This is a genomic window from Pseudomonas brassicacearum (assembly GCF_000585995.1).
Classification (GTDB): Bacteria; Pseudomonadota; Gammaproteobacteria; order Pseudomonadales; family Pseudomonadaceae; genus Aquipseudomonas; species Aquipseudomonas brassicacearum_A.
In genome coordinates this window covers 2,424,343-2,441,961 of the sequence record NZ_CP007410.1, presented here as the reverse complement: position 1 = coordinate 2,441,961, position 17,619 = coordinate 2,424,343, and the positions used below count along the sequence as shown (strand labels likewise).

Annotated in this window: 15 protein-coding genes and 1 pseudogene; 14 read left to right on the top strand and 2 right to left on the bottom strand. The window is 61.3% G+C overall.

Translation table 11 applies throughout. The annotated features are described in order from the left end of the window. The first annotated feature begins 129 nt into the window (after positions 1-129). A complete protein-coding gene (gene aceA, locus CD58_RS10655) occupies positions 130-1,455 on the top strand; it encodes an isocitrate lyase (RefSeq protein WP_025212989.1) in 1,326 nt (441 codons plus the stop codon). Positions 1,456-1,564: 109 nt separating this feature from the next. Here aceA and CD58_RS31830 read toward each other — a convergent pair whose 3' ends face one another. Both CD58_RS31830 and CD58_RS31825 read right to left on the bottom strand, forming a co-directional pair. Then, positions 1,565-2,269: a methyl-accepting chemotaxis protein gene (locus CD58_RS31830; RefSeq protein ID WP_419178834.1), complete on the bottom strand. Its 705-nt coding sequence runs from the start codon at positions 2,267-2,269 to the stop codon at positions 1,565-1,567. A 198-nt stretch (positions 2,270-2,467) separates the two neighbouring features. Beyond that, positions 2,468-3,352, bottom strand: a pseudogene (locus tag CD58_RS31825) (methyl-accepting chemotaxis protein); the annotation flags it as partial. Between the two features lie 234 nt (positions 3,353-3,586). Between CD58_RS31825 and CD58_RS30255 the strand changes: the two are divergent. The 13 genes from CD58_RS30255 to nuoM all read left to right on the top strand — a co-directional run bounded on the left by CD58_RS30255 (position 3,587) and on the right by nuoM (position 17,615). Then, positions 3,587-3,781 (top strand): hypothetical protein, encoded by a 195-nt coding sequence (locus tag CD58_RS30255; protein WP_144238542.1) that lies wholly within the window; start codon positions 3,587-3,589, stop codon positions 3,779-3,781. Between the two features lie 358 nt (positions 3,782-4,139). After that, complete coding sequence (locus CD58_RS10645) at positions 4,140-4,553, top strand: NADH-quinone oxidoreductase subunit A (RefSeq protein WP_003203367.1); 414 nt, start codon at positions 4,140-4,142, stop codon at positions 4,551-4,553. A 10-nt stretch (positions 4,554-4,563) separates the two neighbouring features. Next, entirely contained in the window at positions 4,564-5,238 is a 675-nt protein-coding gene (locus CD58_RS10640) for a NuoB/complex I 20 kDa subunit family protein (protein ID WP_025212987.1), read from the top strand. 72 nt (positions 5,239-5,310) lie between these two features. Then, the gene (nuoC, locus tag CD58_RS10635) at positions 5,311-7,095 is read left to right on the top strand and encodes an NADH-quinone oxidoreductase subunit C/D (protein ID WP_025212986.1); all 1,785 of its coding nucleotides are present in this window, start codon (positions 5,311-5,313) and stop codon (positions 7,093-7,095) included. 2 nt (positions 7,096-7,097) lie between these two features. Beyond that, positions 7,098-7,595 (top strand): NADH-quinone oxidoreductase subunit NuoE, encoded by a 498-nt coding sequence (nuoE, locus tag CD58_RS10630; protein ID WP_003180060.1) that lies wholly within the window; start codon positions 7,098-7,100, stop codon positions 7,593-7,595. Continuing rightward, positions 7,592-8,950, top strand: coding sequence for an NADH-quinone oxidoreductase subunit NuoF (nuoF, locus tag CD58_RS10625; RefSeq protein ID WP_025212985.1), 1,359 nt, complete (start codon positions 7,592-7,594; stop codon positions 8,948-8,950). Before nuoE ends, nuoF begins: the two co-directional genes overlap by 4 nt. Positions 8,951-9,091: 141 nt before the next feature. After that, positions 9,092-11,806: an NADH-quinone oxidoreductase subunit NuoG gene (nuoG, locus tag CD58_RS10620; protein ID WP_025212984.1), complete on the top strand. Its 2,715-nt coding sequence runs from the start codon at positions 9,092-9,094 to the stop codon at positions 11,804-11,806. Further along, positions 11,803-12,810, top strand: a complete 1,008-nt coding sequence (gene nuoH / locus CD58_RS10615; protein WP_025212983.1) for an NADH-quinone oxidoreductase subunit NuoH — start codon at positions 11,803-11,805, stop codon at positions 12,808-12,810. Before nuoG ends, nuoH begins: the two co-directional genes overlap by 4 nt. A gap of 11 nt (positions 12,811-12,821) precedes the next feature. Next, positions 12,822-13,370, top strand: a complete 549-nt coding sequence (gene nuoI / locus CD58_RS10610) for an NADH-quinone oxidoreductase subunit NuoI (protein WP_003180051.1) — start codon at positions 12,822-12,824, stop codon at positions 13,368-13,370. A gap of 9 nt (positions 13,371-13,379) precedes the next feature. Next, positions 13,380-13,880 (top strand): NADH-quinone oxidoreductase subunit J, encoded by a 501-nt coding sequence (gene nuoJ, locus CD58_RS10605; RefSeq protein ID WP_025212982.1) that lies wholly within the window; start codon positions 13,380-13,382, stop codon positions 13,878-13,880. Between the two features lie 4 nt (positions 13,881-13,884). Further along, complete coding sequence (nuoK, locus tag CD58_RS10600) at positions 13,885-14,193, top strand: NADH-quinone oxidoreductase subunit NuoK (RefSeq protein ID WP_003180046.1); 309 nt, start codon at positions 13,885-13,887, stop codon at positions 14,191-14,193. After that, positions 14,190-16,043, top strand: coding sequence for an NADH-quinone oxidoreductase subunit L (gene nuoL, locus CD58_RS10595; protein WP_025212981.1), 1,854 nt, complete (start codon positions 14,190-14,192; stop codon positions 16,041-16,043). The genes nuoK and nuoL overlap by 4 nt, the downstream gene beginning before the upstream one ends. A 39-nt stretch (positions 16,044-16,082) precedes the next feature. Further along, on the top strand, positions 16,083-17,615 hold the full coding sequence (gene nuoM / locus CD58_RS10590) for an NADH-quinone oxidoreductase subunit M (RefSeq protein ID WP_025212980.1): 1,533 nt from the start codon (positions 16,083-16,085) through the stop codon (positions 17,613-17,615). Positions 17,616-17,619: the final 4 nt, after the last annotated feature.

Sequence of the window (17,619 nt, the reverse complement as noted above, 5' to 3'; positions counted from 1 at the left end):
GCCTGAACCGACTTGTGCGCCCGGCCCCCTGGCCTGCGAGCAGCCTTCTACGCCAAATTTGGTGCAGCTGGCAGGAATTGTTCACCCCAAGAACGACTTTTTCTACAAGACGCGACGAGGTTTATCTCCATGGCACTGACACGCGAACAGCAAATTGCAGCCCTTGAAAAAGACTGGGCTGAGAACCCGCGCTGGAAAGGCGTGACGCGCAATTATTCCGCTGCTGATGTCGTCCGTCTGCGTGGCTCGGTTCAACCTGAGCACACTCTCGCAAAGATGGGCGCCGAGAAGCTCTGGAACCTGGTGACCCAGGGCGCCAAGCCAGCCTTCCGTCCCGAGAAAGATTTCGTCAACTGCATGGGCGCCCTGACCGGCGGCCAGGCTGTGCAGCAAGTCAAGGCGGGTATCCAGGCGATCTACCTGTCGGGCTGGCAAGTGGCCGCGGATAACAACTCCGCCGAGTCGATGTACCCCGACCAATCGCTGTACCCGGTGGATTCGGTTCCAACCGTGGTCAAGCGCATCAACAACTCGTTCCGTCGTGCCGACCAGATCCAGTGGAAAGCCGGCAAGAACCCGGGCGACGAAGGCTACATCGACTACTTCGCCCCCATCGTGGCTGACGCTGAAGCCGGTTTCGGCGGTGTACTGAACGCCTACGAGCTGATGAAGAGCATGATCGAAGCAGGCGCCGCCGGCGTTCACTTCGAAGACCAACTGGCTTCGGTGAAGAAATGCGGCCACATGGGCGGCAAAGTATTGGTACCGACCCAGGAAGCCGTGCAGAAACTGACCGCCGCTCGCCTGGCTGCCGACGTCGCCGGTGTACCGACCATCATCCTGGCCCGTACCGACGCCAACGCTGCTGACCTGCTGACTTCCGACTGCGACCCGTACGACCAGCCATTCGTAACCGGTACCCGTACCCAGGAAGGCTTCTACAAGGTGCGCGCCGGCCTCGACCAGGCCATCGCCCGTGGCCTGGCCTACGCGCCATACGCCGACCTGATCTGGTGCGAAACCGCCAAGCCGGACCTGGACGAAGCCCGTCGCTTCGCCGAAGCGATCAAAAAGGAATACCCGGACCAGATCCTGTCGTACAACTGCTCGCCTTCCTTCAACTGGAAGAAAAACCTGGACGACGCGACCATCGCCAAGTTCCAGCGCGAGCTGTCCGCCATGGGCTACAAGCACCAGTTCATCACCCTGGCCGGCATCCACAACATGTGGCACAGCATGTTCAACCTGGCGCACGACTACGCCCGCAACGACATGACCGCCTACGTGAAGCTGCAAGAGCAAGAGTTCGCTGACGCCGCCAAGGGCTACACCTTCGTGGCTCACCAGCAGGAAGTGGGCACCGGCTACTTCGACGACATGACCACCGTGATCCAGGGCGGCACTTCGTCGGTGACCGCACTGACCGGCTCCACCGAAGAAGAACAGTTCCACTGATTCACACGCTTGCCTCGAGTAAGCGGCCCTTGCGGACCGGATAAAAACTAACCGCAAAGCCGACGATCTGAAGCCCCGACTGGTTCGGGGCTTTTTTTTTCGCCGTTTTTTACACTTTGAAGTGACTGACCAACTGCTGCAACTGGTTACCCAGGCGCGCCAGCTCGATGCTGGAGGCTGCGGTTTCTTCGCTGGCCGAGGCGGTCTGTTCGGATACATCGCGCACGCCCAGGATACTGCGACTGATTTCCTCGGCCACCGAGCTTTGTTGCACCGCAGCAGCGGCAATCTGCTGGTTCATGGCCTGAATACCAGAAACCGCCTGGGTGATCTTGCCCAGGGAGGTGCCGGCCTTGCCGGCCAATTCCACGCTGCTGTCGGTCAATTCCCGGCTATTTCGCATGATGCTCGACACCTGGCGCGTACCGTTCTGCAAGCCCGCCACCAGGCTTTCAATCTCTTCGGTGGAATGCTGGGTACGCTGGGCCAGCCCACGCACTTCGTCGGCGACCACGGCAAAACCGCGCCCGGCGTCACCCGCGCGGGCAGCCTCAATGGCGGCGTTAAGGGCCAACAAGTTGGTCTGCTCAGCCACCGCCCTGATCACGTCCATGATCTTGCCGATGCGCGCGCTTTCTTGTTCCAACTCATCCATGGCTTCGACGGAGCGCCCGACTTCGCCAGCCAAACGCTCGATCTGAACGATGGCCTGCGCGACCACTTGGTCGCCGATACGGGCCTGTGCATCAGCCTCTGATGCGGCAGTGCAAGCGTGTTCGGCATTACGCGCGACTTCATGCACGGTGGCCGACATTTCGTGCATGGCGGTGGCCACCTGGTCGGTCTCGGTCTTCTGGCTATTGACCCCGGCACTGGTCTGCTCGGTGACGGCCGATAACTCTTCGGCGGCGCTGGCGATTTGGGTGACGCCATCGCGGATGCCACCGATCAGGTCGCGCAACGTGGTGCCCATGCGCTGAATACCTTGCTGCAAGACACCCAGCTCGTCACTACGGGTCACAACCATGTCTTGCGTGAGGTCGCCTGCTGCAATGCGATTGACTACAGCCAATGTGTCCTGCAATGGCCGCGTAATCTGGCGGGTGATGATCAGGGCGGCAAAAATCCCCAACAACATCGCCAAGGCAGTACAGCTCAGCTGCAGGAAGCGGGCCTGGGCGCTGTCTTCGTCACGGGAAACCAGTTGGCTGGCATACATTTCATCAGACAGACGGGTGATGGTGTCACCCAAATCGAGGGTGTCCTGCACCGCCTTGCCGATGGCCTGATTACTGGCGGTGAAGTCCTGCACCGAACGGCGATAAGCAACCAGCGCGGTTTCCAGCTGCTTGATGGTGTCAGCATAGGTCGGGCCGAAAGCGCTATTGAGGGTTTCGATGCCCTTGAGCGCATTTTCGAGCTGGCGGGTGGCGGCTTGTTCGGTGGCGCTGTTGGGGTTGCCGGTGTAGCCACGCACTTCATAACGCACCAGCGCCACGTCCTCTTTGGCCTTGAGGATGATCTTGTACAGATCAAAACGGCGCTCATCCGAGACAGGCATTGCTTCTACGTCATTGATGACCTTGGCAATCAGCGCGGCGCCCTTGACCGCATTGACGCCCATCTCCTTGCGCATGGCTGCGTCATTGCGATAAGCCTCGCGCATCGTATTCAGCGCCACTTGATACTGCGTGCTGGCCTGCTCGATCAGCGCAAGTTTTTTCTGGTTTTCAGGTTTTCTCAACTCGTTTGCCAGGCTTTTTTGCTTGGCGACAAACTGTTCCAACGACGCCTGGATCAATGCACCCTTTTGTTCATCGCCCTTGTCCAGCTGGTATTGCAAGCGAGCCCTGCGCAGGTGATCAAGACGGTTGCCAAGCTCGGTAATGCTGGTCATTCGATCAGTGCGCTCGATCATTTTTCCCAGGCTGAACCAACCGGTCGCGGCAAGGATAGCGGTCAGAAGCAGTACAACGGCAAAGCCCAAAGCCAACTTGAGCATAACGCTCATATTCGCGATCCAAGAATTCATGACATTCCTTTGGTAATCAGCCGCGAACGATGAAAACTGACGCAGCTATCTATGTAGGGGGCGGTTGTCTAACCAGCATTGATATAGATGATTAGATGAATGAGCCGCAAAGATAGCCATTTGCCATCAATTCTTCAAGGCTTTAGGCCGGGCCTCGTGCCGATTTTTGCTGCCAAAGCGGTATCGCCTAAACGCGCAAAATCCCCTGGCTGCGCCACGCCCCTTCACAAAACTTTCGGGGCAGCGTTAGAAAAATTGATCGAACGCAGTATTGGGCAGTCCGAAAAGGAGTAAAACGTCCGACGCTGACAACTGCAGTAGCGACGATGTAAGACAGCCTTTCAGACACAACACTAAGTGCACTGTAGAAAAGGCCGGCGCAGATAATAATAATTATCATTTGGAAGTCGTTATCATTGTTACATTCCGCACGAAATATTATTGATGAATAACCGGCCAACGCCCACGGGGCCGGGGCCGCAGGGCCCTGGAGGTGCGCTATGTCCTTATTCCAATAAATAATTTCGCCATAGGAATTTTACTTGCCCGGTGTTTAGCCATAAAATCACCGCGATTGATTGCTGCGACATATCGTCACTGCGTTATTTCATTCAAGCTCAGAGACCTTTGCTCTCTGTTAAGGATTTCCAGCATGTCCGAAGCGACAGGACTCATGGCCCACAACTGGGGCTTTGCCATTTTCCTTCTGGGCGTTGTTGGCCTGTGTGCTTTCATGCTCGGCGTATCGAGCCTGCTTGGGTCAAAAGCCTGGGGCCGCAGCAAAAATGAACCGTTCGAGTCCGGCATGCTGCCTACCGGTGGCGCCCGCTTGCGGCTCTCAGCCAAATTCTATCTGGTCGCGATGCTGTTCGTGATCTTCGATATCGAAGCCCTCTTTCTCTTTGCATGGTCTGTGTCCGTCCGCGAAAGCGGCTGGACCGGATTCGTCGAAGCTCTCGTTTTCATAGCAATTCTGTTGGCAGGTCTTGTCTACCTTTACCGAGTGGGGGCGCTTGATTGGGCTCCGGAAGCTCGGCGCAAGCGGCAAGCGAAGCTGAAACAATGAGGCTTTGGCAATGCAATACAATCTCACCAGGATCGACCCCGATGCTCCTAACGAGCAGTACCCGATTGGCGCGCGGGAAACCGTCGCTGATCCGTTAGAGGATCAAGTCCACAAAAACATCTTCATGGGCAAGCTCGAAGACGTGCTGAACAGCACGGTCAACTGGGGTCGCAAGAACTCCCTGTGGCCGTACAACTTCGGCCTTTCGTGTTGCTACGTGGAAATGACCACCGCCTTCACGGCGCCCCACGACATCGCGCGCTTTGGCGCCGAGGTGATCCGGGCATCGCCGCGCCAGGCGGATTTCATGGTTATCGCCGGAACCTGCTTCATCAAGATGGCGCCGATCATCCAGCGTCTCTACGAGCAAATGCTCGAACCGAAGTGGGTTATCTCCATGGGTTCGTGCGCCAACTCCGGTGGCATGTATGACATCTACTCCGTCGTTCAAGGGGTGGACAAGTTCCTGCCCGTGGACGTCTACGTGCCTGGCTGCCCCCCTCGCCCTGAAGCTTTCCTGCAAGGCTTGATGCTGTTGCAGGAGTCGATTGGCCAGGAGCGTCGCCCGCTGTCCTGGGTCGTTGGTGATCAAGGCGTCTATCGCGCCGAGATGCCATCGCAAAAGGAACAGCGCCGCGAACAGCGTATCGCAGTCACCAACCTGCGCAGCCCCGACGAAGTCTGATCCAGCTCTGCTCTGCATAAGAAACGAGAACCTGGCTTCATTCTTTACGTTGACCGAAAGCGATAAATAACCATGACTACAGGCAGTGCTCTGTACATCCCGCCTTATAAGGCAGACGACCAGGATGTGGTCGTCGAACTGAACAACCGTTTTGGCCCCGAGGCGTTCACCGCCCAGCCGACCCGTACCGGCATGCCGGTGCTTTGGGTGGCCCGTGCCAAACTCGTCGAAGTCCTGACCTTCCTGCGCAACCTGCCCAAGCCGTACGTCATGCTCTATGACCTGCACGGCGTGGACGAGCGTCTGCGCACCAAGCGTCAAGGGCTGCCCGACGGCGTCGACTTCACCGTGTTCTATCACCTGCTGTCGATCGAGCGTAATAGTGACGTAATGATCAAGGTCGCCTTGTCCGAAAGCGACCTTAGCGTGCCGACCGTGACCGGTATCTGGCCGAACGCCAACTGGTACGAACGTGAAGTGTGGGACATGTTCGGGATCGATTTCCCCGGCCATCCGCACCTGACGCGCATCATGATGCCGCCGACCTGGGAAGGTCACCCGCTGCGCAAGGACTTCCCGGCCCGCGCCACCGAATTCGACCCGTTCAGCCTGTCCCTGGCCAAGCAACAGCTCGAGGAAGAAGCCGCGCGCTTCAAGCCTGAAGACTGGGGCATGAAGCGCTCGGGCGCCAACGAGGACTACATGTTCCTCAACCTCGGCCCGAACCACCCTTCGGCCCACGGCGCATTCCGCATCATCCTGCAGCTCGACGGCGAAGAAATCGTCGACTGCGTCCCGGACATCGGTTACCACCACCGTGGCGCCGAGAAGATGGGCGAACGTCAGTCCTGGCACAGCTACATTCCCTACACGGACCGCATCGATTACCTCGGTGGGGTGATGAACAACCTGCCGTACGTGCTTTCGGTCGAGAAACTGGCCGGGATCAAAGTGCCGGAGAAGGTCGACGTCATCCGCATCATGATGGCCGAGTTCTTCCGTATCACCAGCCACCTGCTGTTCCTGGGCACCTACATCCAGGACGTGGGCGCCATGACCCCGGTGTTCTTCACCTTCACCGACCGCCAGAAGGCGTACACGGTGATCGAAGCCATCACCGGTTTCCGCCTGCACCCGGCCTGGTACCGCATCGGTGGCGTTGCCCACGATCTGCCACGGGGCTGGGAGAAGCTGGTCAAGGATTTCGTCGAGTGGATGCCCAAGCGCCTGGACGAATACACCAAGGCCGCCCTGCAGAACAGCATCCTCAAGGGCCGTACCGTCGGGGTCGCCGCCTACAACACCAAGGAAGCCCTGGAATGGGGCGTCACTGGTGCCGGCCTGCGTTCCACTGGTTGCGACTTCGACCTGCGCAAGGCGCGCCCTTACTCCGGCTATGAAAACTTCGAATTCGAAGTCCCGCTGGCGGTCAATGGCGATGCCTACGACCGCTGCATGGTTCGCGTCGAGGAAATGCGCCAGAGCATCAAGATCATCGACCAGTGCATGCGCAACATGCCGGAAGGCCCGTACAAGGCGGATCACCCGCTGACCACGCCGCCACCCAAAGAGCGCACGCTGCAACACATCGAGACCCTGATCACGCACTTCCTGCAGGTTTCGTGGGGCCCGGTCATGCCGGCCAACGAGTCCTTCCAGATGATCGAAGCGACCAAGGGCATCAACAGTTATTACCTGACGAGCGACGGCGGCACCATGAGCTACCGCACCCGGATTCGCACCCCAAGCTACCCGCACCTGCAGCAGATCCCTTCAGTGATCAAAGGCAGCATGGTCGCGGACTTGATCGCGTACCTGGGTAGTATCGATTTCGTTATGGCCGACGTGGACCGCTAAGCATGAATAGCACGCTTATCCAGACAGACCGTTTCGCCCTGAGCGAAACCGAGCGCTCGGCCATCGAGCACGAGCTGCATCACTACGAAGACCCGCGCGCGGCGTCGATCGAAGCCTTGAAGATCGTCCAGAAGGAACGTGGCTGGGTGCCCGATGGCGCGCTCTACGCCATCGGCGAGATCCTCGGTATCCCGGCCAGCGACGTCGAAGGCGTCGCCACCTTCTACAGCCAGATTTTCCGCCAGCCAGTCGGTCGCCACATCATTCGCGTCTGCGACAGCATGGTCTGCTACATCGGCGGCCACGAATCCGTGGTCAGCGAAATCCAGGGCAAGCTGGGCATCGGCCTGGGCCAGACCACCGCCGACGGTCGTTTCACCCTGCTGCCGGTGTGCTGCCTGGGCAACTGCGACAAGGCCCCGGCGCTGATGATCGATGACGACACCTTCGGTGACGTCAAGCCAGATGGCGTCGCCAAACTGCTGGAGGGCTACGTATGACCCTGACTTCCTTCGGGCCCGCCAACCGCATCCAGCGTTCGGCCGAAACCCACCCCCTGACCTGGCGTCTGCGTGACGACGGCGAAGCCGTGTGGCTGGACGAATACCAGGCCAAGAATGGCTATGCCGCCGCGCGCAAGGCGTTCACCGACATGGCCCAGGACGACATCGTCCAGACCGTGAAGGATTCCGGCCTTAAAGGTCGTGGCGGCGCGGGCTTCCCCACAGGCGTGAAGTGGGGCCTGATGCCCAAGGACGAATCCATCAACATCCGCTACCTGCTGTGCAACGCGGATGAAATGGAGCCCAACACCTGGAAGGACCGCATGCTGATGGAGCAACTGCCCCATCTGCTGATCGAAGGCATGCTGATCAGCGCCCGTGCGCTGAAAACCTACCGCGGCTATATCTTCCTGCGTGGCGAATACACCACCGCCGCCAAGCACCTGAACCGTGCCGTGGAAGAAGCCAAGGCCGCAGGCCTGTTGGGCAAGAACATCCTGGGCAGCGGCTTCGATTTCGAGCTGTTCGTCCACACCGGCGCCGGGCGTTACATCTGCGGTGAAGAAACCGCGCTGATCAACTCCCTCGAAGGTCGCCGCGCCAACCCGCGCTCCAAACCGCCCTTCCCTGCCGCCGTGGGCGTGTGGGGCAAGCCGACTTGCGTGAACAACGTCGAGACCCTGTGCAACGTGCCGGCGATCATTGCCGACGGCGTGGACTGGTACAAATCCCTGGCTCGCGACGGCAGCGAAGACATGGGCACCAAGCTCATGGGCTTCTCCGGCAAGGTCAAGAACCCTGGCCTGTGGGAACTGCCGTTCGGCATCACCGGCCGCGAGCTGTTCGAAGACTACGCCGGCGGCATGCGCGACGGCTACAAGCTCAAGTGCTGGCAGCCCGGCGGTGCCGGTACCGGTTTCCTGTTGCCGGAACACCTGGACGCACAAATGTACGCCGGCGGCATCGCCAAGGTGGGCACCCGCATGGGTACCGGCCTGGCGATGGCGGTGGACGACAGCGTCAACATGGTGTCCCTGCTGCGCAACATGGAAGAGTTCTTCTCCCGTGAGTCGTGCGGTTTCTGCACCCCTTGCCGCGACGGCCTGCCCTGGAGCGTCAAGCTGCTGCGGGCCATTGAAAACGGCGAAGGCCAGGCCGGCGACATCGAGACCCTGCTGGGCCTGGTGGGTTTCCTCGGCCCAGGCAAGACCTTCTGTGCTCACGCACCGGGTGCCGTGGAGCCGTTGGGCAGCGCGATCAAATACTTCCGCCCTGAATTCGAGGCCGGCATCGCGCCAACGCGCGCCGGGGACCTCAATCAGGTGATCACGCCGACCATGGTCGGCGCGTAACGACGCTTTAAAAGGCGAAGGGTCCGTGCCCTTCGCCTTTCGTCCGATGACGCCTTTTACCCAGGCTGTTTGGATTCGGACGAATAACAAGATTCCATTAGCCACGCCCGCTGACACCGGGCCAACGAAGAACTTTGAACCATGGCCACTATCCACGTAGACGGCAAAGAGCTCGAAGTCGATGGCGCAGACAACCTGTTACAGGCATGTCTGTCCCTGGGCCTCGACATTCCTTATTTCTGCTGGCACCCCGCCCTTGGCAGCGTTGGCGCTTGTCGCCAATGCGCGGTCAAGCAGTACACCGACGAGAACGACAAGCGTGGTCGGATCGTCATGTCCTGCATGACCCCCGCCACCGACGGCAGCTGGATCTCCATCGACGACGAAGAAGCGAAAGTGTTTCGCGCCAGCGTCGTCGAATGGCTGATGACCAACCACCCTCACGACTGCCCGGTCTGCGAGGAAGGCGGTCACTGCCACCTGCAAGACATGACGGTGATGACCGGCCACAACGAGCGCCGCTATCGCTTCACCAAGCGCACCCACCAGAACCAGGACCTCGGCCCGTTCATCTCCCACGAGATGAACCGCTGCATCGCCTGCTACCGCTGCGTGCGTTTCTACAAGGACTACGCCGGCGGCACTGACCTGGGCGTATTCGGCGCCCACGACAACGTGTACTTCGGTCGCGTTGAAGACGGCACCCTGGAAAGCGAGTTCTCCGGCAACCTCACCGAGGTCTGCCCGACCGGTGTGTTCACCGACAAGACCCACTCCGAGCGCTACAACCGCAAATGGGACATGCAGTTCTCGCCGAGCATCTGCCATGGCTGCTCCAGCGGTTGCAACATCTCCCCAGGCGAACGCTACGGTGAACTGCGTCGCATCGAAAACCGCTTCAACGGTTCGGTGAACCAGTATTTCCTGTGTGACCGTGGCCGTTTCGGCTATGGCTACGTCAACCGCACCGATCGTCCGCGCCAACCGCAACTGGCGGGCGGCGCCAAGTTGGGCCTGGACGAAGCGCTGGACAAGGCCGCCGAGCTGCTGCGCGGTCGCAACATCGTCGGCATCGGTTCGCCACGGGCCAGCCTGGAAAGCAACCACGCCCTGCGTGAACTGGTCGGCGCCGAGCACTTCTACAGTGGCATCGAAGCCGGCGAGCTGGAACGCATCCGCCTGGTGCTGCAAGTGCTCAAGGACAGCCCGCTGCCCGTGCCGACGATGCGCGACATCGAAGACCACGACGCCGTGTTCGTCCTTGGCGAAGACCTGACCCAGACCGCCGCCCGCATGGCCCTGGCCCTGCGCCAGTCGGTCAAGGGCAAGGCCGAGGACATGGCCGACGCCATGCGCGTCCAGCCATGGCTCGACGCCGCCGTGAAGAACATCGGCCAAGACGCGCTGAACCCGCTGTTCATTGCCAGCCTTGCTGAAACCAAGCTCGACGACGTCGCCGAAGAATGCGTCCACGCCGCTCCGGACGACCTGGCGCGCATCGGTTTCGCCGTGGCCCACGCCCTGGACGCCAGCGCCCCGGCTGTCGACGGCCTGGACAGCGAAGCGGCCGCCCTGGCCCAACGCATCGCCGACGCCCTGCTGGCCGCCAAGCGTCCATTGATCATCGCCGGCACCTCGTTGGGTTCCAAGGCGCTGATCGAAGCCGCCGCCAACATCGCCAAGGCCCTGAAGCTGCGCGAGAAGAACGGTTCCATCAGCCTGATCGTACCGGAGGCCAACAGCCTCGGCCTGGCCATGCTCGGTGGTGAATCGGTGGACGCGGCCCTGCAAGCGGTGATCGACGGCAGTGCCGACGCCATCGTGGTGCTGGAAAACGACCTGTACACCCGCACTGACAAAGCCCGGGTGGACGCCGCCTTGAGCGCCGCGAAAGTGGTGATCGTCGCCGACCATCAGAAAACCGCCACCGCCGACCGCGCCCACCTGGTGCTGCCGGCGGCGAGCTTCGCCGAAGGCGACGGTACGCTGGTCAGCCAGGAAGGCCGTGCCCAGCGCTTCTTCCAGGTGTTCGACCCGACTTACCTGGACGCCAGCATCCTGGTTCACGAAGGCTGGCGCTGGCTGCACGCCCTGCGCTCGACCCTGCTGGACCAGCCGGTGGATTGGACGCAACTGGACCACGCGACTGCCGCCTGCGCCGAAAGCAACCCGCAATTGGCCCGCATCGTCGATGCCGCACCGTCGGCTTCGTTCCGCATCAAAGGCCTGAAACTGGCCCGCGAACCGCTGCGCTACAGCGGCCGCACCGCCATGCGCGCCAACATCAGCGTCCACGAACCGCGCACCTCCCAGGACACGGACACCGCGTTCTCGTTCTCCATGGAAGGTTACTCGGGTTCGACCGAACCGCGTTCCCAGGTGCCGTTCGCCTGGTCGCCGGGCTGGAACTCGCCGCAAGCCTGGAACAAGTTCCAGGACGAAGTCGGCGGTCACCTGCGTGCCGGTGATCCGGGCACCCGCCTGATCGAAAGCCAGGGCGATGGCCTCAGCTGGTTCGCCAGCGTGCCGCGCGCCTTCAACCCGGCGCCGGGCACCTGGCAAGTCGTGCCGTTCCATCACCTGTTCGGCAGCGAAGAGAACTCGTCCAAAGCCGCGCCGGTGCAGGAACGCATCCCGGCCGCCTACGTGGCGCTGGCCAAGTCCGAAGCCGATCGCCTGGGCGTCAACGACGGCGCCCTGCTGAGCCTGAACGTTGCCGGCCAGACCCTGCGTCTGCCGCTGCGCATCAATGAAGAACTGGGCGCCGGCCTGGTGGCCTTGCCGGCCGGCCTGGCGGGTATTCCGCCGGCGATTTTCGGCAAAACCGTCGACGGTCTGCAGGAGGCAGCGCAATGAGCTGGTTCACCCCCGAAGTGATCGCCGTGATCCTGACGGTTCTCAAGGCTATCGTGATCCTGCTGGCCGTGGTGGTCTGCGGTGCGCTGCTGAGCTTCGTCGAACGTCGCCTGCTGGGCTGGTGGCAGGACCGCTACGGTCCGAACCGCGTCGGCCCGTTCGGCATGTTCCAGATCGCCGCCGACATGATCAAGATGTTCTTCAAGGAAGACTGGACACCACCGTTTGCCGACAAGGTGATCTTCACCCTGGCACCGGTCGTGGCCATGAGCGCCTTGCTGATCGCCTTCGCGATTATCCCGATCACCCCGACCTGGGGCGTGGCGGACCTGAACATCGGCCTGCTGTTCTTCTTCGCCATGGCCGGCCTGTCGGTGTACGCGGTGCTGTTCGCCGGCTGGTCGAGCAACAACAAGTTCGCCCTGCTGGGCAGCCTGCGGGCCTCGGCCCAGACCGTGTCCTACGAAGTGTTCATGGGCCTGGCGCTCATGGGTATCGTGATCCAGGCCGGCTCGTTCAACATGCGCGACATCGTCGAGTACCAGGCCCAGAACCTGTGGTTCATCATTCCGCAGTTCTTCGGCTTCTGTACCTTCTTCATCGCTGGCGTGGCCGTGACTCACCGTCACCCCTTCGACCAGCCGGAAGCGGAACAGGAACTGGCCGACGGTTACCACATTGAATATGCCGGCATGAAATGGGGCATGTTCTTCGTCGGTGAATACATCGGCATCATCCTGATCTCGGCGCTGTTGGTGACATTGTTCTTCGGTGGCTGGCACGGTCCGTTCGGCATCCTGCCGCAACTGTCCTTCGTCTGGTTTGCCCTGAAGACCGCGTTCTTCATCATGCTGTTCGTCCTGCTGCGCGCCTCGATCCCGCGCCCACGCTACGACCAGGTGATGGACTTCAGCTGGAAATTCTGCCTGCCGCTGACCCTGATCAACATGCTGGTGACCGCTGCGATCGTTTTGATGAACGCGCCTGCGGCCGCGGTTCAGTGAGGATTTGACCCATGTTCAAATATATTGGCGACATCGTTAAGGGTACCGGTACCCAACTGCGAAGCCTGGTCATGATCTTCGGCCATGGCTTTCGCAAGCGCGACACCCTGCAATACCCGGAAGAGCCGGTCTACCTGGCGCCGCGCTATCGCGGCCGTATCGTCCTGACCCGCGACCCCGACGGCGAAGAACGCTGCGTGGCCTGCAACCTGTGCGCCGTGGCGTGCCCGGTGGGTTGCATCTCGCTGCAGAAAGCTGAAACCGAAGATGGTCGCTGGTACCCGGACTTCTTCCGCATCAACTTCTCGCGCTGCATTTTCTGCGGCCTCTGCGAGGAAGCGTGCCCGACCACCGCGATCCAGCTCACGCCGGATTTCGAAATGGCCGAGTTCAAACGTCAGGACCTGGTGTACGAGAAAGAAGATCTGCTGATTTCCGGTCCCGGTAAAAACCCTGATTACAACTTCTATCGTGTTGCAGGCATGGCCATTGCCGGTAAGCCGAAAGGCGCCGCGCAGAATGAAGCCGAACCGATCAACGTGAAGAGCTTGCTGCCTTAAGGAAGAAAGATGGAATTCGCTTTCTATTTCGCATCGGGTATCGCGGTGGTGTCCACGCTTCGTGTGGTCACCAACACCAATCCCATACATGCCCTGCTCTACCTGATCATTTCGCTGATCGCCGTGGCCATGACCTTTTTCGCCCTTGGCGCACCGTTCGCCGGTGCCCTGGAAGTGATCGCCTACGCCGGCGCCATCATGGTGCTGTTCGTGTTCGTGGTGATGATGCTGAACCTGGGCCCGGCCTCGGTCCAGCAGGAGCGCTCCTGGCTCAAGCCCGGCATCTGGGCGGGGCCGGTGATTCTCGCCGCCCTGCTGCTGGGTGAACTGCTGTATGTGCTGTTCGCTCACCAGAGCGGCCAGGCCATCGGCCACACCACCGTAGGCGCCAAGGCCGTGGGCATCAGCCTGTTCGGTCCGTACCTGCTGGCTGTCGAACTCGCCTCGATGCTGCTGCTTGCCGCAGCCGTCACGGCGTTCCATTTGGGCCGTAACGAGGCGAAGGAGTAATCACATGCCTGCTATCCCTCTCGAGCATGGTCTGGCGGTTGCCGGCATCCTGTTCTGCCTCGGTCTGGTCGGCCTGATGGTCCGCCGTAACATTCTGTTCGTGCTGATGAGCCTGGAGGTCATGATGAATGCCTCCGCCCTGGCCTTCATCGTCGCGGGCGCTCGCTGGGCCCAGCCGGATGGACAGATCATGTTCATCCTGGTGATCAGCCTGGCAGCCGCCGAGGCCAGTATCGGCCTGGCGATCCTGTTGCAGCTGTACCGCCGCTTCCACACTCTCGATATCGACGCTGCCAGCGAGATGCGCGGATGAACCTAATCTTTTTGACTTTCGTATTCCCCCTCATCGGTTTCCTGCTGCTGTCGTTCTCCCGTGGACGCTGGTCGGAAAACCTTTCGGCGCTGGTCGGCGTGGGTTCCATTGGCCTGTCCGCCCTCGTCACGGCCTACGTGATCTGGCAGTTCAACGTCGCCCCGCCCGAAGGCGGTGTGTATGTGCAGGTGCTGTGGCGCTGGATGGCGGTAGAAGGCTTCACGCCGAACTTCGCCCTCTACCTGGACGGCCTGTCCATCACCATGCTGGGCGTGGTGGTCGGCGTGGGTTTCCTGATCCACCTGTTCGCCTCCTGGTACATGCGCGGTGAAGCCGGTTACTCGCGCTTCTTCGCCTACACCAACCTGTTCATCGCCAGCATGCTGTTCCTGGTACTCGGCGATAACCTGTTGTTCCTGTACTTCGGTTGGGAAGGCGTGGGCCTGTGCTCGTATCTGTTGATCGGTTTCTACTACAGCAACCGCAACAACGGTAACGCGGCGCTCAAGGCGTTCATCGTCACCCGGATCGGCGACGTGTTCATGGCCATCGGCCTGTTCATCCTGTTCCAGCAACTGGGCACGCTGAATATCCAGGAACTGCTGGTCAAGGCACCGGAACACTTCAAGGTCGGCGACTTCTGGATTGTCCTCGCCACCCTGATGCTGCTCGGTGGTGCTGTCGGTAAATCCGCGCAACTGCCATTGCAAACCTGGCTGGCGGACGCGATGGCCGGTCCTACCCCGGTCTCGGCACTGATCCACGCCGCGACCATGGTGACCGCGGGCGTCTACCTGATCGCTCGTACCCACGGCCTGTTCGCCCTGGCGCCGGACATCCTGCACCTGGTGGGCATCGTCGGCGGCGTGACCCTGGTGCTGGCTGGTTTTGCCGCACTGGTACAGACCGACATCAAGCGCATCCTCGCCTACTCGACCATGAGCCAGATCGGCTACATGTTCCTGGCCCTGGGCGTCGGTGCCTGGGAAGGCGCGATCTTCCACCTGATGACCCACGCCTTCTTCAAGGCCCTGCTGTTCCTTGCCTCCGGTGCGGTGATCGTGGCCTGCCACCACGAGCAGAACATCTTCAAGATGGGCGGCCTGTGGAAGAAGCTGCCGCTGGCCTACACCAGCTTCATCGTCGGCGGCGCGGCCCTGGCGGCCTTGCCACTGGTCACTGCCGGTTTCTACTCCAAGGACGAGATCCTCTGGGAAGCGTTCGCCAGCGGCAACCAGGGCCTGCTCTATGCCGGCCTGGTGGGTGCGTTCATGACCTCGCTGTACACCTTCCGCCTGATCTTCATCGCGTTCCACGGTGAAGCCAAGACCGAAGCCCACGCTGGCCACGGCATTGCCCACTGGCTGCCGCTGTCGGTGCTGATCGTGCTGTCGACCTTCGTCGGCGCGATGATCACCCCACCGCTGGCCGATGTGCTGCCGCAAAGCGTCGGCCATGCCGGCGGCGAAGCCAAGCACAGCCTGGAAATCGCCTCGGGCGCCATCGCCCTGGCGGGCATCCTGCTGGCCGCCCTGCTGTTCCTGGGCAAGCGTCGTTTCGTCACGGCCATCGCCAACAGCGGCATCGGGCGGTTCCTCTCGGCCTGGTGGTTCGCCGCCTGGGGCTTCGACTGGATCTACGACAAACTGTTCGTCAAGCCATACCTTGCGATCAGCCACATTCTGCGCAAAGACCCGCTCGACCAGACCATTGGCCTGATCCCGCGCATGGCCAAGGGCGGCCACACCGCCCTGAGCCGTACCGAGACCGGTCAACTGCGTTGGTATGCGGCTTCCATGGCGGCTGGCGCCGTGCTGGTTATCGGCGCCATCGTGCTGGTAGCGGTCTGATATGAACCTTGCGAACTTGCGAAAGGAAACGAGCCCGTCATGATTCTGCCCTGGCTAATCCTGATCCCCTTCATCGGCGGCCTGCTGTGCTGGATCGCGGAGCGCTCCAGCTCCACGCTCCCGCGCTGGATTGCGCTGCTGACCATGTCCCTGGAACTCGCGCTCGGCCTCTGGCTGTGGGCGACCGGCGACTATTCATTTGCTCCGGCCCCTGGCGCCGATCCGACCTGGGCGCTTGAATTCAAGCACGCATGGATCGCGCGCTTCGGCATCAGCGTGCACCTGGCCCTCGACGGCCTGTCGCTGTTGATGATCCTGCTGACCGGCCTGCTGGGTATCCTCTCGGTACTCTGCTCCTGGAAAGAGATCCAGCGTCACGTCGGCTTCTTCCACCTGAACCTGATGTGGATCCTGGGCGGTGTGATCGGCGTGTTCCTGGCGCTGGACCTGTTCATGTTCTTCTTCTTCTGGGAAATGATGCTGGTGCCGATGTACTTCCTCATCGCGCTCTGGGGTCACAGCTCTTCGGACGGCAAGAAAACCCGGATCTACGCGGCGACCAAGTTCTTCATCTTCACCCAGGCGTCCGGCCTGATCATGTTGGTGGCGATCCTTGGGCTGGTACTGGTCAACTTCAACAACACCGGCGTGATTACCTTCAACTACGCCGACCTGTTGAAAGTGCAGATGTCCAAGACCACCGAGTACGTGCTGATGCTGGGCTTCTTCATCGCCTTCGCGGTGAAGCTGCCGGTGGTGCCGTTCCACTCCTGGCTGCCGGATGCCCACGCCCAGGCGCCGACCGCAGGTTCCGTGGACCTGGCGGGTATCTTGCTCAAGACTGCGGCCTATGGCCTGCTGCGCTTCGCCCTGCCGTTGTTCCCCAATGCCTCGGCGGAGTTCGCGCCGATTGCCATGACCCTGGGCCTGATCGGGATTTTCTACGGTGCGTTCCTGGCGTTCGCCCAGACCGACATCAAGCGCCTGATCGCGTTCTCCAGCGTTTCGCACATGGGCTTCGTGCTGATCGGGATCTACTCCGGCAGCCAGCTGGCCTTGCAAGGCGCGGTGATCCAGATGCTGGCTCACGGTCTGTCGGCGGCGGCGCTGTTTATCCTCAGCGGCCAGTTGTACGAACGCCTGCACACCCGGGACATGCGTGAGATGGGCGGCATCTGGTCGCGCATCGCCTACCTGCCGGCCATCAGCCTGTTCTTCGCAGCCGCCTCCCTGGGCTTGCCGGGCACGGGTAACTTCGTCGGCGAGTTCCTGATCCTGATCGGCTCGTTCGTCAGTTCGCCATGGATCACCGCCATTGCGACTTCCGGCCTGGTGTTCGGTTCGGTCTACTCGCTGATCATGATCCACCGCGCCTACTTCGGCCCGTCCAAGTCGGACGAAGCGCTGCGCGGCATGGACGGTCGCGAACTGATCATGGTGCTCGGCCTTGCGGTGCTGCTGGTTTACCTCGGCGTGTCCCCGCAACCGTTCCTCGACACCTCTGCCGCCACGATGCATGGCGTGCAGCAGTGGCTCGGCACCGCCTTCTCTCAACTCGCTTCGGCCCGGTAAGAGC